Here is a 24,926-nt window from a genome sequence, read left to right as displayed (position 1 = left end):
CCGGCCCGCCTCAGCGAATCTCGAGGATCTTCTCCCGCATCGCGTACACCACCGCCTCCATCCTGGAGTGCAGCTGCAACTTCTCCAGGATGTTGCGGACATGGTTCTTCACCGTGTTCTCGCTGATGAACAACTCCTTGGCGATGTCACGGTTGTTCATGCCCGTCGCGACGAGCTTGAGGACCTCCAGCTCGCGGTCCGTGAGCCGGGGGGCCGGCACGAGGCGGCGCTCGTCGGTGCGCTGGATCATCGACTTGAACTCGGTCAGGAGCTTGGACGCCATCGAGGGGCTGATCTGCGACTGGCCGTCGGCCACGGCCCGGATCGCGGTCGCCACCTCGTCGGTGGAGATCTCCTTGAGCAGATAGCCGGTGGCCCCGGCCTTGATCGCGTCGTAGAGGTCGGCCTCCTCGTCGCTGATCGTCAGCATGATGATCTTGGCGCTGGGGGCCACCTCCTTGATGGAGGTGCACGCCTCGATGCCGCCGCGCCGGGGCATCCGGACGTCCATCAGCACGATGTCGGGCAGGAGGTCGGCGGCCTTGTCCACGGCCTCCGCCCCGTCCCCGGCCTCGCCGACGACGAGGATGTCCTCCTCGTGGGCCAGCACGATCTCCAGGCCCCGGCGGAAGAGCGCGTGGTCGTCCACGACCAGGACCCGGATCGGTTCGTCCCGGGAGGGCTCCGCGGCCCGGTCCTCGCTGGCGCCCGCGGCGCCGTCCTCACCGGGCCCGGAGACGGGTCCGAACCTGTCCGCCATCGTTCCTCCCCCTGAAGGCCGTGGCCTCGCGGTGTGCACTGTTGCCGGAGCCCCAACCGGTCCCGGCGGGCCGGTCGTTGCCGCCCGCCCATGATTCCATGCCGGACGGCGGCCCGGTGCGGCGCCGACCGCACGACGGTGTCCCGGAGTCCACCGGACTCCGGGACACCGTCACGGGGCACCCTTCGGGGTCACCGCGCCGCGGGGCCCGGGTCAGCCGCCGAGCGCCCCTCCCGCGCCACCGGGCATCTCCTCGGCGAACGCGTCGGTGTTGAGGTGGATGACGCCGTAGTCGTAGGCGTGCCGCCGGTAGACGACGCTCGGCATCTTGTTCTCCGCGTCGACGAACAGGTAGAAGTCGTGCCCGACCAACTCCATTTCGTAGAGCGCCTGATCGAGCGACATCGGAGCGGCGGTGTGGGTCTTCTCGCGGACCACGACGGGGCCCTCGCCCCGGATCTCCAGCGACCCCATGCGGGTCACCGGAACCTCACCGGCCGACTCCTCGGTGACGAGCCGGCCGTTCGCGTCGAACGCCGCGGCGCCGACGGCCGCCGGGACCTCGCTCGCCGGGATCCGTCCGTTGTTCCGGCGGCTGAGCCGCTTGTCGTGCTGCTTGCGCAGCCGCGCCTCGAGCTTGGCCGTGGCCAGGTCGAGCGCGGCGTAGGGATCTGTCGCGGCGGCTTCCGCCCGGATCACCGGTCCGCGTCCGCGCACGGTGATCTCCACTCGGTCCGAGCGGTCGGCCTGCCTGGGGTTGGGCTCCTTGGACACCTCCACGTCGAGGCTGATCACCTTGCCGTCGAGCTTCTGGATCTTGTCCAGCTTCAGCTTCTCGGCCACGTGCTTGCGAAAGCGCTCGGGCACCTCTGTCTTGCGGCCCTTGACGACGATGTCCACGCAGAACTCCGTTCCCGGATCACTCCGCCGACGATGCGGAGCGCATCCCTCTTGCATCAGACCCCGGGGATCCCCGGAGCCACCGACACGGCGGTTTCACCTCCTCCTCCCCCTGCTGCAAGATCTACATCCACCCGTTCTCCAGCTTCTTCGAAGGCGCACAAAAGGCGCCATCCGGAGATACGAGGCATAGCTCCTGCGATTCCTCACAACCGAACATATCTCGCCCGGAAGCCCGTCGGTACCCCCAACCTCGGCGTACCTCCATTCAGGTGCTCTCCGGCCGTTTCCCTGAAGAACGACGGGGGTTAACGGCAAGTTCCGCTTGACATGCGCCCCGCGTCCGTAGACCCGTACCGGCCTCCGGGTCGCTCCCTGGGCGGTACGGCCACGACCGCCGCACCCACGACCCGGCCGCCCGCGGCACGGACCGCGCGCGCCGCCTCGGCCAGGGACGCCCCCGTCGCCATCAGGTCGTCCACCAGCACCACCGGAGCACCACCGGACCAGCGCCGCGCCGGCCCGCCGGCCACCGCCATGGCGCCCGCGACGTTCGCACACCGTGCGGAGGCGGCCAGCCCCACCTGGTCGGCCACGGCCCGGCGCTGCCGCAGCGCCGCCGCCACCCGCGCGTCCTGCCCCGCGCGCCGCAGCGTCCCGGCCGCCACGACGGCCAGCCGCCGCACCGGATCGTGCCCCCTCCGCGCCACGGCCGAGCGCGCGGAAGGCACCGGCACGAGCACCAGGGGCCCACCCGCGTCCCTCCCGCCCCGTCCCCGGCCAACCGCACCGGCCCGCCGCACCGCGCCCGCCAGCGCGCCGCCCAGCGCCTCGGCCAGGACGAGGGCTCCCCGCTCCTTGTGCGCGAGCAGCACCGACCGCGCCGCGTCGGCGTACCAGGCGGCGGCGTACACGGGCGGAAGCCCGTCGGGCACCGGATCCGGCCAGGCCCGCCGGGGTCGCCCCGTCAGCTCCTCCCGGCACTCCTCGCACAGCACACACCGCTCCGCTCCGCACCCCGCGCACTCGGCCGGCAGCACCAGCCCGGCGATCTCCCGCCACCACCCCCGCATGCGCCCACTGTGCCGCCCCGCCCCGGCCGCCGCCACCCCTGTGGATAACTCAGCGTGACCCCTGGCCACGCATTCCGGACGGCCGCGTCCACCCCTGGCGGGAGCCATCCACCCCTCGGCCGGGATCACGCTCCACCCAACACCCGATCACTCCGACCGACCCGACCGGCCTGACCGACCCGACCGGCCCGACCACCCCACCAGTAACACCGCACCCGACCACTCCGCCGGCCCCGACCCCTCCGATCAGCCGGCCCTATCCCGGATAAACCGGCGCCGACCCCTTCTTCGCCACCGGCTTCCAGTTCGTGTCCGGCAACAGCCGGACGATCCCGCCGTCCTGCTCGGCGAGCAGGGCCTGTGCCTTGCCCGCGCCCTCCGGCGCCGCCACGCCCGTCACGCCCGTGATGCCCGGCAGGGCCGACGTGTTGGACGGCGAACCGTCCGTGTCGATGAACTCCACCTGCTGGAGCCCGCCCTGCTCGCTCCCCGCCACCAGCAGCCGGCTTCCGCCGGCCCACGAAACGGCGTCGACGTCCACCAGTTTGGGCGCGACCGTCCGCAACTCCCGTACGGCCAGCCCCGGACGTCCCCCGCCGCCCTGCCGCTCCACGCGGCCCAGCCGCAGCACCGACCGGTCGCCGTTCGTCACCAGCAGCGCGACCCGCACCCCGTCGGCCGCGACCCGCACACCGGTGATCCGCTGCCCCTTGAGCCCGTCCACCGGGACCTCCTCCGGGGTGCCCGTACCGCCGCGCAGCCGCAGCAGCCGCGGCCGGTCCGGATCCTGGTCGGCCACCCACAGATCCCCCAGCCCGTCCCAACTCGGCGCGGTCAGGCCGCCCTTGGAGCCACCGCGGACCGTCAGCCGGGGCTCGCCGGCCGCCGCCCCGGAGGCCAGGTCGGCGACGTGGAGCGTCTGCCCGTTCAGCGACACCCCCGCCGCCCGGCGCTCCGCCCGGTCCACCGCGACGGACCGCAACTGCGGCCCGCCGTCCGCGCCGAACGGCCCGGCCACCCGCTGCGGCCCCTCCCCGTCCGCCAGCCCCACCAGCCGGTGCTGCTCGTCGAGGAAGTACTGCCGGTCGGGCCGGCCGGCGGTCTGGTCCGGACCGTAGCCCCGGGCGTCCGCGCGGTCGAGCGAGCACAGCGTCCCGCCCTTGCCCTGCAGCGTCACCCGGTCGACCCGCGCCGACTCCTGTGCGGTGTAGAAGAGTTGGGCCGCCATCCGCAGACAGCGGTCCTGCCCGACCCCCTCGGCCTGCTCGCTGAGCCGCACCTTGAGGCTGTTGGAGTCGTCGAGCGAGAGCCGCTCGTCCTCCAGCCGCGTGCCCGCCGGGAACGACGACGTCGCGACCGGCTCCAGCCAGCTCGTGGGGCCGTCGAGCAGCGCCCGCACCGCGGACGTCACCGTGTCTATGCGCTTGCGCAGGTAGACGGGGTCCGCGACGAGCACGTCCCGCGCCTTGCCACCCGCGCCCGGCACCGGCTCCGCGAAGTAGAACTTGTTGACCGACCGGTAGATGCGCTGGAAGTCCGACAGCCCCATCACGAGCCCCGGCGGCAGGGCGTCGATCCGCCACTCGCCGTCCTCGCGCGTCAGGTGGATGCGCGAGCGGTAGTCGCGGGCGTCCGGCCGGTAGGCGTGCTTCGCGTCCACCTGCGCGACCTGCTTGCCGGTCAGCGTGACCGTCAGCTCCGTGCCCCGGTCCCCGCCGCCGGCCCCGACCTGCACCTGCGGAATCGGTTCCGCCAGCACGGTCGTGGACGCGGTCGGCCGCCACTGCCGCTTGGCGTTCTTCGCCAGGTACATGCGGGCCGTGGCGTAGTCCGGGTCGTCGCTGGTCGTCGCCTCCAGGAAGCCCTTGACGAGCTCCACCGGCGGCTCGTTCTTGCGCGGCGGAACGCCGTACACGCGCACCTGCGCGTCGGCGTCCGCGCGCTGCGAGGAGTCGACGGAGTCCACCTCGCCGCTGTCCGGCATCGACGCACAGCCGGCCAGCAGCCCCCCGCAGACCGCCGCCACCAGCAGCGCCACGCCCGGCCGACGGTGCCGGACGGCCCTGTTCACGCTCCTCACACCCGCCTCCGGTCCTGCGTGCCCGTCCGTCCGTCCACCGGCGCGCCACCGGGCCGGGCCACCACGCGCGCGCCGTTGCCCGGCAGGGCCGCCGGGTCCACGGCCGGCGCGGACTGACGCGTCTGCGCGGGTACGGACGCGCCGCGGCGCGCCGTCGAGAGGGGCACGCCCGACTCGTCGAGCCCCCGCTTGCGCCGCGAATCCGCCGGCTCCAGCGGGATCGGCGAACCCCGCAGCGTGTCGCCCGCCGCGCACGGCAGCGTCAGCCGGAACTGCGAACCGCCGCCCGGCTCGCCCCACGCCTGCAGCCAGCCGCCGTGCAGCCGCGCGTCCTCCACCGCGATGGACAGGCCCAGGCCCGTCCCGCCCGTCGTCCGGGCGCGCGCCGGGTCCGCCCGCCAGAAGCGGTTGAACACCCGCGTCGCCTCGCCCGGCTTGAGCCCCACACCGTAGTCGCGGACGGCCACCGCGACCGCGCCGCCGGCCATCGCCAGCCGTACGACCACGTCCCGGCCCTCCCCGTGCTCCACGGCGTTGACGACGAGGTTGCGCAGCACCCGCTCGACGCGCCGGGAGTCCGCCTCCGCGACCACCGGCTCCTCCGCGCCCTCCACGCGCACGCGGCTGCCCTTGCGCTCCGCCAGCGGCAGCGCGCCCTCGATGACCCGGTTCACCACGTCCCGCAGGTCCACGGGCTCCGCCTCCAGGGCGGCCGCGCCCGCGTCGAACCGGCTGATCTCCAGCAGGTCCGCCAGCAGGGACTCGAAACGGTCGAGCTGCCCGCACAGCAGCTCCGCCGAGCGTGCCGTGACGGGGTCGAAGCCGTCCCGGGCCTCGTGGATGACCTCCGCCGCCATCCGCACCGTGGTCAGCGGCGTCCGCAGCTCGTGCGACACGTCGGAGACGAACCGCCGCTGCATCCGCGACAGCTCCTCCAACTGCTGGATCTTCACCTGGAGGTTCTGCGCCATCTTGTTGAACGACTCGCCGAGCCGGGCGATGTCGTCCTCGCCGCTGACCTTCATCCGCTCCTGGAGCACCCCCGCCGCGAGCCGCTCGGAGATGCTCGCGGCCATGCGCACCGGCGTGACGATCTGCCGGACGACCAGCCAGGCGATGGCCCCGAGGAGGACGACGAGGAAGACCCCCGCCGTCGCGAGCGTGCCCTTGACCAGGCTCAGCGACCGCTCCTCCTGCGTGAACGGGAAGAGGTAGTAGAGCTGGTACGACTTGCCGTTGATGTCGTAGAGCCGCTTGCCGACGACGAGCGCGGGCTCGCCCTCGTCGGAGCCGTTGCGCCGGATCGACGTCGGCTCCTCGTACGCGCCGGACTGGGTCTCCAGCTTGCGGCGCAGATCCTGCGGAATGCTGCGCTCCGGGTCGATGTCCCCGGAGGCGCGCGGCCCCCGGGTGCCCATGTGCGTCGGGTCCGTACCGCCCTCGCTGAGCGCCACCACGTGGTAGACGCCCTGGCCGCCGCTGGCGAGCTGCTGGACGAGCCCGGTCAGCCAGGCACCGGGGTCGGGGTTGCGCCCGCCCGCCCGGGAGCCGTCCTGGCCGCCGCCGTCGGCGCCGGTGGCACCCGCGTCGGCCGCGTCCCGGGCCGCCTTGAAGCCGCCCTCCGCCTGGCTCTGCGCGGCGTTGCGCTTGGCCTCCAGGAGGCCGTTCCGCACCTGCCCGATGACGACGAGCCCCAGCAGCAGCACCACGCCCAGCGACATCAGCAGCGTCGTGGCCACCACCCGCAACTGGATGTTGCGCCGCCACAGCCGCATCGCGGGCAGCAGCGGACGGCGCACCCAGCGCGCGTACAGCCGCAGCACCGGATGGACGGGCGCGGCGGCGGCACCGCCCGGCAGCAGCAGCCCGGCACGCCAGAGCCGGCGGAAGAGGGATATGCCGCCCGCCGTCTCGGCCGGCAGCCCCGCGCTCCGCTCCGGCGCGGCACCGCGCTCGCTCACGTCAGCTCGGCCCGGCCTTGTAGCCGACGCCGCGGACCGTCACCACGATCTCGGGACGCTCGGGGTCCTTCTCCACCTTCGAGCGCAGTCGCTGCACGTGCACGTTGACCAGCCGCGTGTCGGCCGCGTGCCGGTAGCCCCACACCTGCTCCAGCAGGACCTCACGGGTGAACACCTGCCACGGCTTGCGGGCCAGCGCCACCAGCAGGTCGAACTCCAGCGGCGTCAGGGCGATCGCCTGCCCGTCCCGCTTCACGGAGTGGCCCGCCACGTCGATGACGAGGTCGCCGATCGTCAGCTGCTCCGGCGCCGGCTCCTCCGACCTGCGCAGCCGGGCGCGGATCCGCGCCACCAGTTCCTTCGGCTTGAACGGCTTGACGATGTAGTCGTCGGCGCCCGATTCCAGGCCGACCACCACATCCACCGTGTCGCTCTTGGCGGTCAGCATCACGATCGGCACACCGGATTCGGCGCGGATCAGCCGGCACACCTCGATACCGTCCCGGCCGGGCAGCATCAGATCGAGCAAAACAAGATCAGGTTTGGCCTCGCGAAATGCGGCGAGTGCCTTGTCGCCGTCGGCTACAAACGACGGCTCGAAACCCTCACCCCGCAGCACGATTCCGAGCATCTCGGCCAGTGCGGTGTCGTCGTCAACGACAAGGACGCGTCCCTTCATATCGACATCATCCCATTACCCGATCGTGACCTGTCACACAGCTCCGCCAGAGCGCTCTCGGTCACGGGGGAAACAACGCCGTTTTCCGTGACAATCGCGGTCACCAGCTCGGGTGGTGTGACGTCGAACGCAGGGTTGTAGGCCTGCGCCCCAGGCGGCGCGACCGCCACACCCGTCACAGGCGCGGCCCCCGCCTCGGGCGCCGGGACGGTCACCGGGAACTCCGTGACCTCATTGCCGGGACGCTGTTCCACCTCGATCCCCGCCCCGTCCGGCGTCCCGGGGTCGACGGTCGAGCAGGGCGCGACGACGACGAACGGCACATGGTGGTAGCCGGCCAGCACGGCCAGCGGGTAGCTGCCCACCTTGTTGGCCACCGAGCCGTCGGCGGCGATCCGGTCGGCCCCGATGAGGACGGCGTCCACCTCGCCCGCCGCGAACAGCGAGCCCGCCGCGTTGTCCGCCAGCACGGTGTACGCCATCCCGGCGCGCGCCGCCTCGTACGCCGTGAGCCGCGCGCCCTGGAGCAGCGGACGCGTCTCGTCCACCCACAGGCGCCGCAGCCGTCCCGCCTCATGGGCGGCCTTGACGACGGCGAACGCCGTGCCGTCGCCACCGGAGACGAGGGAACCCGTGTTGCAATGCGTGAGGATCTGGTGCGCGCCGCCCGGCAGCAACTCGTCGAGCAGACCGAGCCCATGGCGGGCCATCAGCTCACTGGCCCGGGCGTCCTCCCGGTGGATCGCGCGCGCCTCGGCGAGCGCCGCCTCCCCTGCGCGCCGTGCGTCGGCCCCCTCCTTCGCCGCCGCCCGGTACGCCTCCAGGGCCCTGCCGACCCCCACCGCCAGATTGACGGCGGTGGGACGGGCACCGGCCAGCATGCCGGCGGATTCCTCGACGTCGAAGCCCCGCACCGCCGCGAGTGCGACACCGTACGCACCCGCCACACCGAGCAGCGGCGCACCCCGCACCGCCAGGCCCTGTATCGCCTCGATCAGCGCCGGTACATCCGTACAGACCAGCTCGACCTCCTCGCCGGGCAGCCGGCGCTGGTCCAACAGGACGATCACCGGGCCTTCGGGCGGCTCCTCCCAGCGCAGAGCGGCGGGGGCGGGAGAACCGGCGGCGTCCGTGCGAAGCGCGTACTGATCGGCCATTCATCCAGTCTGCCCCTGGCGGCCCGAGTCTTGAAGGCCGCCTGGCGCCCTCTCCCTCTTACGAGCCCAGGGCGTGCGACGGGCACCGTGACACGATGTTCGGGTAACGGGTTTGGTCATGGCCCGGCGGCCGGAACGGCGGGCGGGCCCAGAAGGAGCGACAGAACATGAACGACTCTCCGGGCCCCGGCGCGCCCGGGCCCTCCCCCTCCGGCCAGCCCCCGGGCTGGCCGCCGCCCGGCGGGCAGCAACCCGGCTGGGGCTGGGGCCACACCCCCTGGGCTCCCCCGCCGCGCGCTCCCCAGCCGGGCGTCATCCCGCTGCGTCCACTCGGCGTCGGCGAGATCCTTCAGGGCTCGCTCAGCACCATGGTCAAGCACTGGCGGGTCGTCCTGCCGGTCGCCTTCGGCGTCTCGCTGGTCACCCAGGCCGTCGCCACCGTCGTCACCGGTCTGTGGCGCGAGGACAGCGAAGCCCTGGAGAACCTCAGGGACAACGCCAGCCCCAGCCGGGTGGTGGAGGCCATGGGCGACAGCATCGGCACCATGGGCGTCACCATGGTGATCGGCCTCATCGGCTCGATCATCGCGGCGACCATGCTGACCGTGGTGGTGAGCCGCGCCGTCCTCGGCCAGTCCGTCACGGCCGGAGAGGCCTGGCAGAGCTCCCGGCCGCAGCTCGCGCGCATGGCGGGCCTGCTCCTCCTCATCCCCCTGCTGATGGTGGCCTTCCTGGCCGTCTGTACGGCGCCGGGCCTGCTGCTCTACGCGGCCGGCGCCGACGCCGTGGGAGCCGCCCTCGCCCTTTTCGGGGCCCTTGGCGGCATGGTCGGCACGATGTGGCTCTGGATCCGCTACTGCCTCGCGGCACCGGTCCTGGTGCTCGAAAAGCAGGGCGTGATCGCTTCCATGCGACGCAGCGCCAAGCTGGTCCGGGGCGCTTGGTGGCGGATATTCGGCGTGCAGATCCTGGCTTTGCTGCTGCTTTTCGCCGTGGCCATGATCGTGGAGATACCGGTGGGCATCGTTCAATTGATCGCTGCTGGTGATCTTGAAAGTGCCACCACGTTCAGCTGGACTTCGGCGGTCATTACGGGGGTGGGGGCCGTTATCAGCTCGACCCTCACACTGCCTTTCACCGCCGGTGTGACCGCGCTGATTTACATGGACCAGCGCATTCGCCGTGAGTCCCTGGACGTGGAGCTCATTCGCGCCGCCGGCCAGGCCCCGGTCGGCTGAACGGTTTGTGCCCGCCCTATCCGGGGGCGGGCACACATGCGGGCGGGGCGCCTCTGGTGGGGAACGCAAAAAGCCGTGGGTTCCGGATCGTTTTCACGATCCGGAACCCACGGCTTTTCTTCAAATTTAGTTCGGCGGCGTCCTACTCTCCCACACGGTCCCCCATGCAGTACCATCGGCGCTGAAAGGCTTAGCTTCCGGGTTCGGAATGTAACCGGGCGTTTCCCTAACGCTATGACCACCGAAACACTATGAAACAATCAACAAACCAACCGGCAAAGGTCGTTCGTGGTTTCAGAACCAACACAGTGGACGCGAGCAACTGAGGACAAGCCCTCGGCCTATTAGTACCAGTCAACTCCACCGGTCACCCGGCTTCCATATCTGGCCTATCAACCCAGTCGTCTACTGGGAGCCTTACCCCATCAAGTGGGTGGGAGTCCTCATCTCGAAGCAGGCTTCCCGCTTAGATGCTTTCAGCGGTTATCCCTCCCGAACGTAGCCAACCAGCCATGCCCTTGGCAGAACAACTGGCACACCAGAGGTTCGTCCGTCCCGGTCCTCTCGTACTAGGGACAGCCCTTCTCAAGACTCCTACGCGCACAGCGGATAGGGACCGAACTGTCTCACGACGTTCTAAACCCAGCTCGCGTACCGCTTTAATGGGCGAACAGCCCAACCCTTGGGACCGACTCCAGCCCCAGGATGCGACGAGCCGACATCGAGGTGCCAAACCATCCCGTCGATATGGACTCTTGGGGAAGATCAGCCTGTTATCCCCGGGGTACCTTTTATCCGTTGAGCGACGGCGCTTCCACAAGCCACCGCCGGATCACTAGTCCCGACTTTCGTCCCTGCTCGACCCGTCGGTCTCACAGTCAAGCTCCCTTGTGCACTTACACTCAACACCTGATTGCCAACCAGGCTGAGGGAACCTTTGGGCGCCTCCGTTACCCTTTAGGAGGCAACCGCCCCAGTTAAACTACCCACCAGACACTGTCCCTGATCCGGATCACGGACCCAGGTTAGACATCCAGCACGACCAGAGTGGTATTTCAACGACGACTCCACACACACTGGCGTGCATGCTTCACAGTCTCCCACCTATCCTACACAAGCCGAACCGAACACCAATATCAAGCTGTAGTAAAGGTCCCGGGGTCTTTCCGTCCTGCTGCGCGAAACGAGCATCTTTACTCGTAGTGCAATTTCACCGGGCCTATGGTTGAGACAGTCGAGAAGTCGTTACGCCATTCGTGCAGGTCGGAACTTACCCGACAAGGAATTTCGCTACCTTAGGATGGTTATAGTTACCACCGCCGTTTACTGGCGCTTAAGTTCTCAGCTTCGCCCCACCGAAATGGAGCTAACCGGTCCCCTTAACGTTCCAGCACCGGGCAGGCGTCAGTCCGTATACATCGCCTTACGGCTTCGCACGGACCTGTGTTTTTAGTAAACAGTCGCTTCTCGCTGGTCTCTGCGGCCACCCCCAGCTCCGAGTGCAAAACTCATCACCAGGAATGGCCCCCCTTCTCCCGAAGTTACGGGGGCATTTTGCCGAGTTCCTTAACCATAGTTCACCCGAACGCCTCGGTATTCTCTACCTGACCACCTGAGTCGGTTTAGGGTACGGGCCGCCATGAAACTCGCTAGAGGCTTTTCTCGACAGCATAGGATCATCCACTTCGCCACAATCGGCTCGGCATCAGGTCTCAGCCCCATGTGTGACGGATTTGCCTATCACACGGCCTACACCCTTACCCCGGGACAACCACCGCCCGGGCTGGACTACCTTCCTGCGTCACCCCATCACTCACCTACTACCACCTCGGGTCACCGGCTCCACCACTCCCCTACACTCCGAAGAGCTCAGGGCGGCTTCACGGGCTTAGCATCAGAGGATTCGATGTTTGGCGCTTCAAAGCGGGTACCGGAATATCAACCGGTTGTCCATCGACTACGCCTGTCGGCCTCGCCTTAGGTCCCGACTTACCCTGGGCAGATCAGCTTGACCCAGGAACCCTTAGTCAATCGGCGCACACGTTTCCCACGTGTGTATCGCTACTCATGCCTGCATTCTCACTCGTGAACCGTCCACAACTACCTTCCGGCGCTGCTTCACCCGGCACACGACGCTCCCCTACCCACCACAACAACCGTTAGGTCTCATGCTGCAGTGACACGACTTCGGCGGTACGCTTGAGCCCCGCTACATTGTCGGCGCGGAATCACTTGACCAGTGAGCTATTACGCACTCTTTCAAGGGTGGCTGCTTCTAAGCCAACCTCCTGGTTGTCTCTGCGACTCCACATCCTTTCCCACTTAGCGTACGCTTAGGGGCCTTAGTCGATGCTCTGGGCTGTTTCCCTCTCGACCATGGAGCTTATCCCCCACAGTCTCACTGCCGCGCTCTCACTTACCGGCATTCGGAGTTTGGCTAAGGTCAGTAACCCGGTAGGGCCCATCGCCTATCCAGTGCTCTACCTCCGGCAAGAAACACACGACGCTGCACCTAAATGCATTTCGGGGAGAACCAGCTATCACGGAGTTTGATTGGCCTTTCACCCCTAACCACAGGTCATCCCCCAGGTTTTCAACCCTGGTGGGTTCGGTCCTCCACGAAGTCTTACCTCCGCTTCAACCTGCCCATGGCTAGATCACCCCGCTTCGGGTCTTGGGCGCGCTACTAGGTCGCCCTCTTCGGACTCGCTTTCGCTACGGCTTCCCCACACGGGTTAACCTCGCAACACACCGCAAACTCGCAGGCTCATTCTTCAAAAGGCACGCAGTCACGACACCGAGTGCAAGCACTCGATGCGACGCTCCCACGGCTTGTAGGCACACGGTTTCAGGTACTATTTCACTCCGCTCCCGCGGTACTTTTCACCATTCCCTCACGGTACTATCCGCTATCGGTCACCAGGGAATATTTAGGCTTAACGGGTGGTCCCGCCAGATTCACACGGGATTTCTCGGGCCCCGTGCTACTTGGGTGTCTCTCAAACGAGCCGCTGACGTTTCGACTACGGGGGTCTTACCCTCTACGCCGGACCTTTCGCATGTCCTTCGCCTACATCAACGGTTTCTGACTCGTCCTGCCGCCGGCAGACGACAGAAGAGAGATCCCACAACCCCGCATACGCAACCCCTGCCGGGTATCACACGCATACGGTTTGGCCTCATCCAGTTTCGCTCGCCACTACTCCCGGAATCACGGTTGTTTTCTCTTCCTGCGGGTACTGAGATGTTTCACTTCCCCGCGTTCCCTCCACACTGCCTATGTGTTCAGCAGCGGGTGACAGCCCATGACGACTGCCGGGTTTCCCCATTCGGACACCCCCGGATCACAGCTCGGTTGACAGCTCCCCGGGGCCTATCGCGGCCTCCCACGTCCTTCATCGGTTCCTGGTGCCAAGGCATCCACCGTGCGCCCTTAAAAACTTGGCCACAGATGCTCGCGTCCACTGTGCAGTTCTCAAACAACGACCAGCCACCCCACACCCGACACCAAGCATCGAGTTCACTGGGGCCGGCACCGAAGGACAGCCATACGCCGTACCCTCAGACACCCAACAGCGTGCCCGACCAGACCAGTTCACCCCACCTGCGTTCCACGCCGAAGCAGTACTAACAGAGAAGGCTCACCAAGCCGGCCGACTAGTCAACGTTCCACCCATGAGCAACCGTACGAGACATTCGCTCGTAGTCGGCTATGTGCTCCTTAGAAAGGAGGTGATCCAGCCGCACCTTCCGGTACGGCTACCTTGTTACGACTTCGTCCCAATCGCCAGTCCCACCTTCGACGGCTCCCTCCACAAGGGTTGGGCCACCGGCTTCGGGTGTTACCGACTTTCGTGACGTGACGGGCGGTGTGTACAAGGCCCGGGAACGTATTCACCGCAGCAATGCTGATCTGCGATTACTAGCAACTCCAACTTCATGGGGTCGAGTTGCAGACCCCAATCCGAACTGAGACCGGCTTTTTGAGATTCGCTCCACCTCACGGCATCGCAGCTCATTGTACCGGCCATTGTAGCACGTGTGCAGCCCAAGACATAAGGGGCATGATGACTTGACGTCGTCCCCACCTTCCTCCGAGTTGACCCCGGCAGTCTCCTGTGAGTCCCCATCACCCCGAAAGGCATGCTGGCAACACAGAACAAGGGTTGCGCTCGTTGCGGGACTTAACCCAACATCTCACGACACGAGCTGACGACAGCCATGCACCACCTGTACACCGACCACAAGGGGGCGACCATCTCTGGCCGTTTCCGATGTATGTCAAGCCTTGGTAAGGTTCTTCGCGTTGCGTCGAATTAAGCCACATGCTCCGCTGCTTGTGCGGGCCCCCGTCAATTCCTTTGAGTTTTAGCCTTGCGGCCGTACTCCCCAGGCGGGGCACTTAATGCGTTAGCTGCGGCACGGACGACGTGGAATGTCGCCCACACCTAGTGCCCAACGTTTACGGCGTGGACTACCAGGGTATCTAATCCTGTTCGCTCCCCACGCTTTCGCTCCTCAGCGTCAGTATCGGCCCAGAGATCCGCCTTCGCCACCGGTGTTCCTCCTGATATCTGCGCATTTCACCGCTACACCAGGAATTCCGATCTCCCCTACCGAACTCTAGCCTGCCCGTATCGAATGCAGACCCGGAGTTAAGCCCCGGGCTTTCACATCCGACGCGACAAGCCGCCTACGAGCTCTTTACGCCCAATAATTCCGGACAACGCTTGCGCCCTACGTATTACCGCGGCTGCTGGCACGTAGTTAGCCGGCGCTTCTTCTGCAGGTACCGTCACTTGCGCTTCTTCCCTGCTGAAAGAGGTTTACAACCCGAAGGCCGTCATCCCTCACGCGGCGTCGCTGCATCAGGCTTGCGCCCATTGTGCAATATTCCCCACTGCTGCCTCCCGTAGGAGTCTGGGCCGTGTCTCAGTCCCAGTGTGGCCGGTCGCCCTCTCAGGCCGGCTACCCGTCGTCGCCTTGGTAGGCCATCACCCCACCAACAAGCTGATAGGCCGCGGGCTCATCCTGCACCGCCGGAGCTTTCCACCCACCGAGATGCCTCGGCAGGTCATATCCGGTATTAGACCCCGTTTCCAGGGCTTGTCCCAGAGTGCAGGGCAGATTGCCCACGTGTTACTCACCCGTTCGCCACTAATCCACCACCGAAGCGGCTTCATCGTTCGACTTGCATGTGTTAAGCACGCCGCCAGCGTTCGTCCTGAGCCAGGATCAAACTCTCCGTGAATGCTTACCGGACTCATACCGGTTCAACACTCGCGTTGAGCGGAACAGCCAGGCGGAATAAGCCCGGCCGTTCACAGCGTCCTCGCTGTGTTTTTCAAAGGAACCTCATCCCAACCGGTCAAACCGGCCGGAACGGGGTTGTTTTATAGTCTGGCGTTGACTTTTGGCACGCTGTTGAGTTCTCAAGGAACGGACGCTTCCTTCGCTCCTGTTTCACCAGGCGCTCCGGGCGCTTCCCTTCGTTGTTTCCAACCTTACCAGATCCGATTTCTCGTTTCCGGCCCCCTGCTGGATCGGGGCTTTCCCGCCTTTCCGCTTTCGCGGCCCGGCGTGATCACTACTTTAGCGGATTTCCCCGGCGACTCCTAATCGGAGTCCGGAACCGAATTCCGGCATGCCGAAATCCATCCCGTTCAGGGGCCGTGCAGTAGGAATCCCGCCGACTGGCGTGAATCGCTGCCGCGAAAAACCGATACGGCTCCGTGGCAGCTCGGAGTACATTACGGATCCGTCGCCCCGGTGTCAACCCTGGCGTCGGGCGCCTCGGTCGAGGCGTCTCAGTCGAGGTCGCGGAGCCGTCCGCCGGCGTCCGGCTGGGCGGTCTCGACGCGGCGGAGCAGCTTGGTCAGGAGCTCGCCGAGCTTGCCGCGGTCCTCGCCGGAGAGGTCCTGGAGGAGCTCCTCCTCGAAGACCGAGGCGAGGCGCATCGCGTCCAGCCACTTCTCGCGCCCGTCGTCCGTGAGGCCGACGATCACCCGGACCCGGTTGCTGCCGTCGCGCTCCCGGGTGACGAGACCCTCCGCGACCATGCGGTCGATGCGGTGCGTCATGGCCGCCGGCGTCAGACCCAGCCGCTTGGCCAGGTCACCCGGGCCCAGGCGGTAGGGGCGGCCGGCGAGGACGAGGGCCTTGAGGACCTCCCACTCGGCGTTGCTGATGCCGAGCTCGGCGGTCTGCCGGCCGTACGCGACGTTCATGCGCCGATTGAGCCTGCTGAGCGCCGAGACCACCTTCTCGACCTGCGGGTCCAGGTCCTGGAACTCGCGCTGGTAGGCGGCGATCTGCTCTTCGAGGCTCGGCTCGGCGGGGCCGGGGGTGTCAGCCATGAGCGGCAGTATGACACGACCCCTTGCCGCTAAAGCCCTTCGGTGTGTACTCTTTAGCTTCGAACTTTACTACTGAAGTCTTCAGGCCTGGACTGTTGCCCTGCGGAGCCGGTCCGGGCTCTTCTCTGCCTAGGGGGTGAGTGTGACCACCGCGATGGGCGCAGCACTGCGCCGGATCCAGCTGGGCAACGCGCTGAGCGCGTTCGGCAACGGCTTCACGGTCCCGTACCTGTTCATCTATGTGTCGCAGGTGAGGGATCTCGGTGCGACCACGGCGGGTGTCGTGCTCGCGACGTTCGCCGTCGCCGCGCTGCTCGTGCTGCCGTTCATCGGCCGCACGATCGACCGCCGGGGTCCGCTGCCCGTCGCCGTCGCGGGTACGGTCTCCGCCGCCGTCGGCTCCATGGGGCTCGGGCTGGCCGGCAGCGAGCCGACGGTGATCGCCGCCGCGGCGGCGCTGGGTGCCGGTATAGCGGTCATCCAGCCGGCTCTGGCCACGATGATCGTGTGGTGCTCGACGACCACCACGCGGTCGCGCTCGTTCGCCATGCAGTTCTTCCTCAACAACCTCGGTCTCGGCATCGGCGGCCTGCTGGGCGGCCAGATCGTGGACACGGCCGATCCGTCGAGCTTCGTGCGGCTCTTCGCGATCGAGTCGGCGATGTTCCTGGTGCTGGGGGCGACGGTCGCGACCGTGCGGCTGCCGAAGGCGCCGCGGGTGGAGGACGCGATACTGGCCGACGGCTCCGCCGGGAGCGGCTGGCGGACGCTGCTGTCGGACCGGGCGATGGTGCAGCTGCTGGTCCTGGGCTTCGTGATGTTCTTCGCCTGCTACGGCCAGTTCGAGTCCGGTCTCGCGGCCTACGCGGTGGAGGTCACCCGTATCTCCCCGTCGACGCTGGGCATCGCCCTGGCGGCGAACACGGCGGCGATCGTGTTGACGCAGTTCATCGTGCTGCGCCTGGTCGAGCGGCGCCGGCGGAGTCGCGTCGTCGCGCTGGTGGGGCTCATATGGACGGTGGCGTGGATCGCCGCCGGGATCTCGGGGCTCATATCGGCCTCGCACGCCGTCGCGGCCACGCTGCTGATCTCGACCTTCTCGCTCTTCGGCGTCGGCGAGTCGATGCTGTCGCCGACGATGGCGCCGCTGGTGGCCGATCTGGCACCGGCCCGGCTGGTCGGTCAGTACAACTCGGCGTTCGCCCTGGTGAAGCAGTTGGCGCTGGCGGCCGGTCCGGCCGCGGGCGGGATGATGGCGGGTGCCGGGCTGTACGCGCCGTACATCGTGCTGCTCGTCCTGTGCTCCCTGGGGATATCGGTGCTGGCGCTGCGGCTGGGCGGCAGGCTGACGCCCGCGCAGGACAATCCGCTGCGGGCCGCCGAGGAGCGGCGGGCGGAGGCGGCTGTCGCGGGGGCCGAGGCCTCCGCGATCGCGGCGGAGGCCGACCGGCGGATGCCGTTGGGCGTCTGACGGCGGCAGCCGGCACCCGCGCGGCCGGCGCGCCCGCCGTGCGTCGATCCCGTCTCCAGGAGCCGGTCTCCAGACGAGCCCGTCCCTACACGTGGGCGGGCTTCTGCGGGAGGGCGAATTCGCACCAGACGGCCTTGCCGCCGCCGGGGGTGCGCCGCGAGCCCCAGGAGGAGGCGATGGTCGCGACGATGGAGATGCCGCGGCCGGCCTCGTCGCCCGGTTCCGCGCGGCGGCGCCGCGGGAGGTGGTCGTCCCCGTCCGTGACCTCGATGATCAGGCGTCGGTCGGTGCGGCGCAGGCGCAGGCGCATCGGGGGTGTGCCGTGCTGGAGCGAGTTGGCCACGAGTTCACTCGTGGCCAGGACGCCCAGGTCGCGGAGGTCAGGGGGGAAGCGCCAGCTGGCGAGGACGCCGGAGGCGAAGGCGCGGGCGCGGGGCGCGGCCTCGACACCGCCGAGCAGTTCGAGCGCGGCGTTGTGGAAGAGCTCGGCGTCGTGGCCGGTGCGGGCGGGGTGCTGGAGGACGAGGACGGCGACGTCGTCGTCGTGTTCCTCGGTGATGCCCAGGGTGCGGATGAGGCGGTCGCACATGACCTGGGGCGATCCGGTGGCGCCGGCGAAGGCGCGCTCGAGGGCGGTGACGCCCTCGTCGATGTCCTCGTGGCGCCGCTCGACGAGGCCGTCCGTGTAGAGGACGGCGCTGGAGCCGGGGCCGAGGGGGACGCTCCCCGAGGTGTGCAGCCAGCCGCCGGTGCCCAGCGGGGGGCCGGTGGGCTCGGCGGCGCGGTGGACGGTGCCCTCCGGGTCGCGGACGAGGATCGGCAGATGGCCGGCGGAGGCGTAGACGAGGCGGCCCTCGTTGGGGTCGTGGACGGCGTAGACACAGGTGGCGATCTGGGTGGCGTCGATCTCCGCGGCCAGTCCGTCGAGGAGCTGGAGGACCTCGTGGGGCGGCAGGTCGAGGCGGGCGTAGGCCCGGACCGCCGTCCGGAGCTGGCCCATGACGGCGGCGGCGCGCACCCCGCGGCCCATGACGTCGCCGATGACCAGGGCCGTGCGTCCGGCGCCGAGGGTGATCACGTCGTACCAGTCGCCGCCGACGGCGGTGTCCTTGCCGCCGGGCTGGTAGGTGGCGGCGACGCGCAGGTCGTCGGGCTGCTCCAGCTCCTGGGGGAGGAGGCTGCGCTGGAGGGTGACGGCGGCTTCCCGCTGCCGGCGTTCGCTGGTGCGCAGCCGCTCGGCGGCCTCCACCTGGTCGGTGACGTCGGCGGCGAAGACGAGGACGCCGGGCCGGGTGCCGGCCGCTTCCGCCGGAGCCTCTCCGGTGCCGGCGGGGCAGGGTGCGGCCCCGACCTGGAGGGGGGAGCAGGTGAAGGTGTAGTAGCCGTGCCGGGCACGGGTGTCCCGGCCGGTGCCGCCCGCGGTGTCGGCCGTGGTGACCCGCCGCGACTTGACGGTGCGGGACCGGCCGCTGCGCAGGACCTGGTCCATGAGGGCGAGCAGGCCGAGTTCCTCCAGCTCGGGGAGGGCCTCGCGGGCGGGCGCGCCCGGGGTGCGGGGGCCGAAGAGGGCGGCGTAGGCGTCGTTGACGTAGGCGATGCGGTGGTCCGGCCCGTAGACGACGGCGACGAGGGCCGGCACCTGGCCGAGGACGTCGTGGACGGAGAGCCCGTCGAGGGTGGGGACGGGCGCGGTGTGCGGCCCGGAGCCGGTGCGGGCCGCGGGGACGGCGCCTGCGGCGGCCGGCGCGGTGGCGGTCTTGCGGTCGGCGCGGGCCGCGGCTCGGCGCTGTGTGCCGGGGAGCCGGGCGCTCCAGCGGGTGAAGTTCACTGAGGATTACCTCGCGGAGTCGGTCCGGATCAGCTCGGCGACGTGGGGTGGTGAAGCCGCGCGCCCGGTGCGGGGGCGCTGGTGGCGGTGCGGGGGCCGGCCCCCGGGGGAATGCAGCAACCGTCCAAATCCTCGCGATCGTTACTCTTCGGAAGTGCGAACCCACCCATGGTCACACGTCCAGTGTGGCCGACCGGACTGACATCCGTGAGACGTCGGAGCCGTCGCCGGGAGTTCCCCGCTCCGGCGTCGGCGTGGCGCGTGCGTCAACTGGCCTCCGGGTGACGGCCGGTGCCCGCGGCGAGTTCGAATTCCGCCCGGGGGTTCTCCACCGAGCCGAGCGAGACGATCTCCCGTTTGAAGAGCCCGGCGAGGGTCCATTCGGCGAGGACGCGTGCCTTGCGGTTGAAGGTGGGGATGCGGCTGAGGTGGTAGGCGCGGTGCAGGAACCAGGCGGGGTAGCCCTTGAACTTCTGTCCGTAGACGTGGGCGACGCCCTTGTGGAGGCCCAGGGAGGCGACGGAGCCGACGTAGGCGTGGCGGTAGTCGCGCAGGGAGTGGCCGCGCAGCGAGCACAGGACGTTCCCGGCGAGGACCTTCGACTGGCGGACGGCGTGCTGGGCGTTGGGCGCGCAGTACACGCCGTCCTTGCCGGCCGTGAGGTCGGGGACGGCCGCGGCGTCGCCGGCGGCCCAGGCGTGGTCGGTGTCCTCGACCCGCAGGTCGGGGTGGCAGCGGACGCGGCCGCGCTCGTCCAGCGGGAGGTCGGTGGCGGCGAGGACGGGGTGCGGCCGGACGCCGGCGGTCCACACGAGGGTGCGGGCGGGGTGGCGGGATCCGTCGCTGAGCACCGCGACGCGGTCCTCGCAGGAGTCGAGGCGGGTGTCCAGGCGGACGTCGATGTTGCGGCCGCGCAGCTCCCGCAGGGCGTAGCGGCCCATCTCGGGGCCGACCTCGGGGAGGATCCGGTCGGTGGCCTCGACGAGCAGGAAGCGCAGGTCGTCCGGGGAGAGGTTGTGGTAGTAGCGGGCGGCGTAGCGGGCCATGTCCTCCAGCTCGGCCAGGGCCTCCACGCCGGCGTAGCCGCCGCCGACGAAGACGAAGGTGAGGGCGGCGTCGCGGACCTCGGGGTCGCGGGTGGAGGAGGCGATGTCGAGCTGTTCGAGGACGTGGTTGCGCAGGCCGATGGCCTCTTCGACGGTCTTGAAGCCGATGCCGTGCTCGGCGAGGCCGGGGACGGGCAGGGTGCGGGAGACGGAGCCGGGGGCGACGACCAGTTCGTCGTAGTGGAGGGTGATGTCACCGGCGCCCTCCTCCTCGGTGGCGAGGGTGCGCACGTGCGCGGTGCGCGCGGCGTGGTCGACGGAGGTCGCCTCGCCGACGAGGACCTCGCAGCGCTTGAGGGTGCGGCGGAGCGGGACGACGACGTGGCGCGGCGAGATCGATCCGGCCGCGGCCTCGGGGAGGAAGGGCTGGTAGGTCATGTACGGGTCGGGGCTGACGACCAGGACCTCGGCCTCGCCCTTCCGGAGCCGCCGCTGGAGGTGCAGCGCGGCGTACATGCCGACGTAGCCGCCGCCGATCACCAGAATGCGCGTCGGTCGCCGCACCGCCGATTCTTTGGCCAAGGCAGTCCCTTCGCGTCCTCGCGTTCACAGCTCTCTCCCATGACGCATCGGGTGCCGGGGTTTGTCCACAGGGCCGGGCCGAACATATGACTGGCAGCGAACCCGACCTGCCGCCCGTCTTGTTGCCTCTGTCGCAAGGAGGTCCGCAGGTCAGCAAGGATGCGCCGGGGTGGTGAAGGGGTGCGCAATCAACCGGCCCGGGGCGCGTACTCCCATTGGGGGTGGGCTGTGCGGAACTACCCCCTTCTTTCTTGACCTGGGCTCAACTATGTTCGTACTTCGTCGGGGCGCCGAAAGCGACGTGCCCCGGCAGTCAGGGCGGGGAGTCTCCGGGGGGAGACGTCATAACCGGGGGAAAACATGCCAATTCAGGGCACTCATTGGTCGACCGCTGTCGCGCCTTCGGACGGCAACGGCGGCCGTAGCACACCGCTGCGCGTCGACGCCCAGCGCAACCTGGAGCACGTGCTGAGGGCGGCTCGCGAGGTCTTCGGCGAGCTGGGGTACGGGGCGCCGATGGAGGACGTGGCGCGCCGCGCCCGCGTGGGCGTCGGCACGGTCTACCGGCGGTTCCCGAGCAAGGACGTACTGGTCAGGCGGATAGCGGAGGAGGAGACCGCACGGCTGACCGAGCAGGCGCGCACGGCCCTGGGCCAGGAGGACGAGCCGTGGTCGGCGCTGTCGCGGTTCCTGCGCACCTCGGTCGCCTCGGGCGCGGGGCGGCTGCTGCCGCCGCAAGTGCTGCGCGTCGGCGTCGAGGGGGAGCACACGGAGCCGGCCGTGCCGCCGCAGGCGCGGGTGCCGCAGCAGCGGCAGCCGGGCGGGCCCGGCGGCCAGCTCCACGAGCTGCGGCTCGTCGAGCAGCGGCCGGCACCGGCCGAGGAGCGGGACGGCTCGGGCGCCACGGCGCTGCTGGAGGTCGTCGGGCGCCTGGTGGACCGCGCCCGGGCCGCCGGGGAGCTGCGGTCGGACGTGACGGTCGCCGATGTGCTGCTGGTGATCGCCACGGCGGCGCCCTCGCTGCCGGACGCGGCGCAGCAGGCGGCGGCGTCCTCGCGGCTGCTGGACATCCTGCTGGAGGGGCTGCGGTCGCGGCCCGCCGCGTAGCGGCTGCCGCCGGGCGGGCTCCGGTGTGTTCCACCGCTGTGCTCCACCGGGACGTCTGATCGGGTGCGCCTCCGTGGGCGTGCCCGAGCGGGCGAGTGTCCGGACGCGGGCCCGCGTCCGTGACGGGCACGCATCCCGGTGGGCGCCCGTCCCGGCGGATGCGCATCCCTGGTGAGCACTTGTCCGTGGTTCGAGCACCGGACGACCCGGCCGTCGGCGGCGACATCGTTCACCGGCATTCCAGGTACACCGGTACACCGGTACCACCGGTACACCCGAAAGGAGAGTGGGCATTCGGAAGGGCGTTCCCGGCCGAGTGGCCGTCGGCTGAGCGCCGGTTGACCGCCGACCGGCGCATGTGCCCGGCGGACAGCGGCCGTTGAGGCGGCGGCTCCTCACGCTCCGGTGTGCGAAGGTTCCCCGGACGAGTGGTTGCCGTTCGTGTGTCCGCGCGTGCGCAGGCACCTGTGCGACGCTGGCCGCTGTTCGGTGTCCGGCGTGCACGGGAGCCTCCGCTATGGGAGTTGACGGGCGGGAAGAGCCGTACGGGAGCGAGGAGTCGGGCTCCGCGGCGTCGCACCGCGCTGTGCCCGGCGTGCCGGGCCAGGGCGGTCCGCGCGGTCGCGGGCGGGGCCACCACGGCGGCGGGCCGAGCCTGCCCCAGCAGCGCGGGAGCGCGTGGGGCGGCGCCTTCGACGCCGCTCTCTCGCGCTCGCCGAGCGACGCCCCCGGGCAGCCGGAGGCGGAGCCGCGCGACGCGGAGGCGCGGGCCGACAACCCGCCGGGCGAGGACGGCGGCCGGGGCGACCCCGGTGACGGCGCCGGCGGCGCCGACGGCAAGGCTGCCGAATCTGCGGGAGAGTCCGGCGACGAGCCGGATGAACCCGATGAACGGGACACCCCGCCGTCCGACGCCGAGTTGATCGCCCGGCTGCGCGACGGCGAGGACCCGGGGGCGGATTCCTACGCCCTGCTCTACCGCCGGCACGCCGACGCGGTCCGCGGGTACGCGAGGAGTTGCTGTCGCGACGTCCACACCGCCGAGGACCTCACCAACGAGGTCTTCGCGAGCACGCTCCAGGCGGTGCGGCGGGGCGCGGGGCCGGACACGGCGGTGCGCGCGTATCTGCTCACCACCGTGCGCCGTGTCGCCGCCGCCTGGGCGAAGACGGCCCGCCGCGAGCACCTCGTCGAGGACTTCGCGGACTTCGCCGTCGCGGCCGCCTCGGCGGCGGACGGCGGCGACGACGACGCCTCCGGCGCCGAGGTCCACGCGATGCGGCAGGCCGAGACGTCCCTCGCGGTGCAGGCGTTCCGCAGCCTGCCCGAGCGGTGGCAGATGGTGCTCTGGCACACCACCGTCGAGGAGGAGTCGCCGAGCCAGGTCGCGCCGCTGCTCGGGCTGACTGCCAACGCCACGGCCGTGCTGGCCCACCGGGCCCGCGAGGGGCTGCGCCAGGCGTATCTGCAGGCGCACGTCAGCACCTCGCTGACCTCGGCGGGCAGTTGCGCCCAGTACGCGGACCGGCTCGGCGCCTACGCGCGCGGCGGGTTGCGCATGCGGGCCGAGCGCGGGCTGCGCAAGCACCTCGCCGAGTGCGCCCGCTGCCGTACGGCCGCCCTCGAACTCGCCGACGTCAACGCGCGGCTGCGCGCGGTGCTGCCGGTGGCGGTCGTCGGCTGGTTCACCGCGGGCGCCTCGGCCAAGGCCGTCGCGGGGCTGGCGGCGGGAGCCGCCGGGGCGGGTGCGGCGGCGGGCGGTGCGGGTTCCGGTGGCACCGGGTCCGCCGGTGGCGCGGCGGCCGGTGAGGGGCTGGGCGCGCCCGCGAAGGTGGCGCTCGGCGCCGGGGCGGTGCTGACGGCGGGTGCCGTGCTCGCCTACGCGCTGGCCGGCGGCTCCGGAGGGCCGGCGCGGAAGCCGGAGGCCCGGCGCCCGGCCGCTCCGGTCGCGCCGTCGCACCGGCGGGAGCCCACGCCCCCGCCGCGTCCCACCGCGCCGCCCTCCGCGCCACCGTCCTCACCGGCGGCTCCGGCCGAGCCGCGGCGGGTGGCCGCGCGGGCCGTCGCCGTCTCCCCCGCGCCGTCCACCCCGGCCCCGCCGTCCTCCACGACACCGAGCCCGGAGCCGTCCCCGCCACGTCCGCCGCATCCGCCGCGGCCCGCTCCCCCGCCCCGTCCGACGCCGTCGCCGCCGCGCCCGAAACCGCCCAAGCCCGTCCCGCCGGCGCCCGTGACCGTCCACCACCTCAACGAGCTGGACTTCGACGCGCTGGGGGACGGCGGCGACGACCGGGAGCCGGAGGTGCGGATCGACGAGGGCAGCCTGATGTGGCAGCGGGACGGGCTGCGCGTCGGCGGCCATACGTACCTGCACGGGGTCAGCGTCGGCACGACCTCCTCCGTCGCCCTCGACCTCAACCGGCCCTGCACGGAGTACGACGCGATGGCCGGGGTGGACGACCTGTCGCTCGGGACGGGCGCGGTGCGGTTCTCCGTCCTCGGGGACGGGGAGCGGCTGTGGGAGTCGGAGCTGCTGCGGAGCGGGGACGCGGCGGTGCCGGTGCATGTGCCGCTGGAGGGGCGGCGGAAGGTCCGGCTGGAGGTGGAGGGGGTGTCGCCGTACGGGGACGTGGCGTTGGCGGACTGGGCGTTGGCGCGGCTGGTCTGCTCGTAGGAAGGCCCTTGGGC

14 protein-coding genes and 3 rRNA genes are annotated in these 24,926 nt (G+C 70.0%); 4 read left to right on the top strand and 13 right to left on the bottom strand.

Features of this window, described 5'->3' with window-relative positions; genetic code table 11:
* Positions 1 to 10 precede the first annotated feature (10 nt).
* The 7 genes from AC230_RS28695 to mtnA all read right to left on the bottom strand — a co-directional run bounded on the left by AC230_RS28695 (position 11) and on the right by mtnA (position 8,610).
* A complete protein-coding gene (locus AC230_RS28695) occupies positions 11 to 760 on the bottom strand; it encodes a response regulator (protein WP_049719246.1) in 750 nt (249 codons plus the stop codon).
* Positions 761 to 973: 213 nt separating this feature from the next.
* Positions 974 to 1,660 carry a ribosome hibernation-promoting factor, HPF/YfiA family gene (gene hpf, locus AC230_RS28690; RefSeq protein ID WP_049719245.1) on the bottom strand — a complete coding sequence of 229 codons (687 nt, stop codon included), beginning with the start codon at positions 1,658 to 1,660 and terminating at the stop codon, positions 974 to 976.
* A gap of 308 nt (positions 1,661 to 1,968) precedes the next feature.
* Positions 1,969 to 2,733 (bottom strand): ComF family protein, encoded by a 765-nt coding sequence (locus AC230_RS28685; RefSeq protein ID WP_049719543.1) that lies wholly within the window; start codon positions 2,731 to 2,733, stop codon positions 1,969 to 1,971.
* Positions 2,734 to 2,989: 256 nt separating this feature from the next.
* On the bottom strand, positions 2,990 to 4,804 hold the full coding sequence (locus AC230_RS28680; protein WP_241833393.1) for an LpqB family beta-propeller domain-containing protein: 1,815 nt from the start codon (positions 4,802 to 4,804) through the stop codon (positions 2,990 to 2,992).
* Positions 4,805 to 4,809: 5 nt separating this feature from the next.
* The gene (gene mtrB / locus AC230_RS28675) at positions 4,810 to 6,774 is read right to left on the bottom strand and encodes an MtrAB system histidine kinase MtrB (RefSeq protein WP_049719243.1); all 1,965 of its coding nucleotides are present in this window, start codon (positions 6,772 to 6,774) and stop codon (positions 4,810 to 4,812) included.
* Between the two features lies 1 nt (position 6,775).
* The gene (gene mtrA / locus AC230_RS28670; RefSeq protein ID WP_004946863.1) at positions 6,776 to 7,453 is read right to left on the bottom strand and encodes a two-component system response regulator MtrA; all 678 of its coding nucleotides are present in this window, start codon (positions 7,451 to 7,453) and stop codon (positions 6,776 to 6,778) included.
* Positions 7,450 to 8,610, bottom strand: coding sequence for an S-methyl-5-thioribose-1-phosphate isomerase (gene mtnA, locus AC230_RS28665; RefSeq protein WP_049719242.1), 1,161 nt, complete (start codon positions 8,608 to 8,610; stop codon positions 7,450 to 7,452). The genes mtrA and mtnA overlap by 4 nt, the downstream gene beginning before the upstream one ends.
* A gap of 167 nt (positions 8,611 to 8,777) precedes the next feature.
* On the opposite strand from mtnA, the gene AC230_RS28660 reads away from it, so the two are divergent.
* Positions 8,778 to 9,848, top strand: coding sequence for a DUF7847 domain-containing protein (locus tag AC230_RS28660; protein WP_078871644.1), 1,071 nt, complete (start codon positions 8,778 to 8,780; stop codon positions 9,846 to 9,848).
* A gap of 129 nt (positions 9,849 to 9,977) precedes the next feature.
* On the opposite strand, the gene rrf is transcribed toward AC230_RS28660, so the two are convergent.
* The 4 genes from rrf to AC230_RS28640 all read right to left on the bottom strand — a co-directional run bounded on the left by rrf (position 9,978) and on the right by AC230_RS28640 (position 16,204).
* Positions 9,978 to 10,094, bottom strand: a 5S ribosomal RNA gene (gene rrf / locus AC230_RS28655).
* A 78-nt stretch (positions 10,095 to 10,172) separates the two neighbouring features.
* Positions 10,173 to 13,295 (bottom strand): 23S ribosomal RNA (locus AC230_RS28650).
* A gap of 278 nt (positions 13,296 to 13,573) precedes the next feature.
* A 16S ribosomal RNA gene (locus tag AC230_RS28645) occupies positions 13,574 to 15,099 on the bottom strand.
* Together the 16S, 23S and 5S rRNA genes form the textbook arrangement of a ribosomal RNA operon.
* A gap of 556 nt (positions 15,100 to 15,655) precedes the next feature.
* Positions 15,656 to 16,204, bottom strand: coding sequence for a MarR family winged helix-turn-helix transcriptional regulator (locus tag AC230_RS28640; RefSeq protein ID WP_049719241.1), 549 nt, complete (start codon positions 16,202 to 16,204; stop codon positions 15,656 to 15,658).
* 142 nt (positions 16,205 to 16,346) lie between these two features.
* On the opposite strand from AC230_RS28640, the gene AC230_RS28635 reads away from it, so the two are divergent.
* Positions 16,347 to 17,675 carry an MFS transporter gene (locus tag AC230_RS28635; protein ID WP_049719240.1) on the top strand — a complete coding sequence of 443 codons (1,329 nt, stop codon included), beginning with the start codon at positions 16,347 to 16,349 and terminating at the stop codon, positions 17,673 to 17,675.
* An 85-nt stretch (positions 17,676 to 17,760) separates the two neighbouring features.
* On the opposite strand, the gene AC230_RS28630 is transcribed toward AC230_RS28635, so the two are convergent.
* Positions 17,761 to 19,503 (bottom strand): ATP-binding SpoIIE family protein phosphatase, encoded by a 1,743-nt coding sequence (locus AC230_RS28630; protein ID WP_049719239.1) that lies wholly within the window; start codon positions 19,501 to 19,503, stop codon positions 17,761 to 17,763.
* Between the two features lie 266 nt (positions 19,504 to 19,769).
* The gene (locus tag AC230_RS28625; protein ID WP_107082262.1) at positions 19,770 to 21,113 is read right to left on the bottom strand and encodes an NAD(P)/FAD-dependent oxidoreductase; all 1,344 of its coding nucleotides are present in this window, start codon (positions 21,111 to 21,113) and stop codon (positions 19,770 to 19,772) included.
* Between the two features lie 378 nt (positions 21,114 to 21,491).
* Here AC230_RS28625 and AC230_RS28620 point away from each other — a divergent pair, with 378 nt between their 5' ends.
* On the top strand, positions 21,492 to 22,238 hold the full coding sequence (locus AC230_RS28620) for a TetR/AcrR family transcriptional regulator (RefSeq protein ID WP_049719238.1): 747 nt from the start codon (positions 21,492 to 21,494) through the stop codon (positions 22,236 to 22,238).
* A gap of 517 nt (positions 22,239 to 22,755) precedes the next feature.
* A complete protein-coding gene (locus tag AC230_RS28615) occupies positions 22,756 to 24,912 on the top strand; it encodes a sigma-70 family RNA polymerase sigma factor (protein ID WP_049719237.1) in 2,157 nt (718 codons plus the stop codon).
* The last annotated feature ends 14 nt before the right edge of the window (positions 24,913 to 24,926 follow it).

It is taken from the genome of Streptomyces caatingaensis, assembly GCF_001187435.1.
Lineage (GTDB): Bacteria > Actinomycetota > Actinomycetes > Streptomycetales > Streptomycetaceae > Streptomyces > Streptomyces caatingaensis.
The sequence above is the reverse complement of the archived record's forward strand: the minus strand, read 5'-3'. Positions and strand labels throughout refer to the sequence as shown.

Coding starts and splice junctions, on each gene's coding strand:
- AC230_RS28695 (WP_049719246.1), bottom strand. CDS start 760: ATGGCGGACAGGTTCGGACCCGTCTCCGGGCCCGGTGAGGACGGCGCC.
- AC230_RS28685 (WP_049719543.1), bottom strand. CDS start 2,733: ATGCGGGGGTGGTGGCGGGAGATCGCCGGGCTGGTGCTGCCGGCCGAG.
- mtrA (WP_004946863.1), bottom strand. CDS start 7,453: ATGAAGGGACGCGTCCTTGTCGTTGACGACGACACCGCACTGGCCGAG.
- mtnA (WP_049719242.1), bottom strand. CDS start 8,610: ATGGCCGATCAGTACGCGCTTCGCACGGACGCCGCCGGTTCTCCCGCC.
- AC230_RS28660 (WP_078871644.1), top strand. CDS start 8,778: ATGAACGACTCTCCGGGCCCCGGCGCGCCCGGGCCCTCCCCCTCCGGC.
- AC230_RS28640 (WP_049719241.1), bottom strand. CDS start 16,204: ATGGCTGACACCCCCGGCCCCGCCGAGCCGAGCCTCGAAGAGCAGATC.
- AC230_RS28620 (WP_049719238.1), top strand. CDS start 21,492: ATGCCAATTCAGGGCACTCATTGGTCGACCGCTGTCGCGCCTTCGGAC.
- AC230_RS28615 (WP_049719237.1), top strand. CDS start 22,756: ATGGGAGTTGACGGGCGGGAAGAGCCGTACGGGAGCGAGGAGTCGGGC.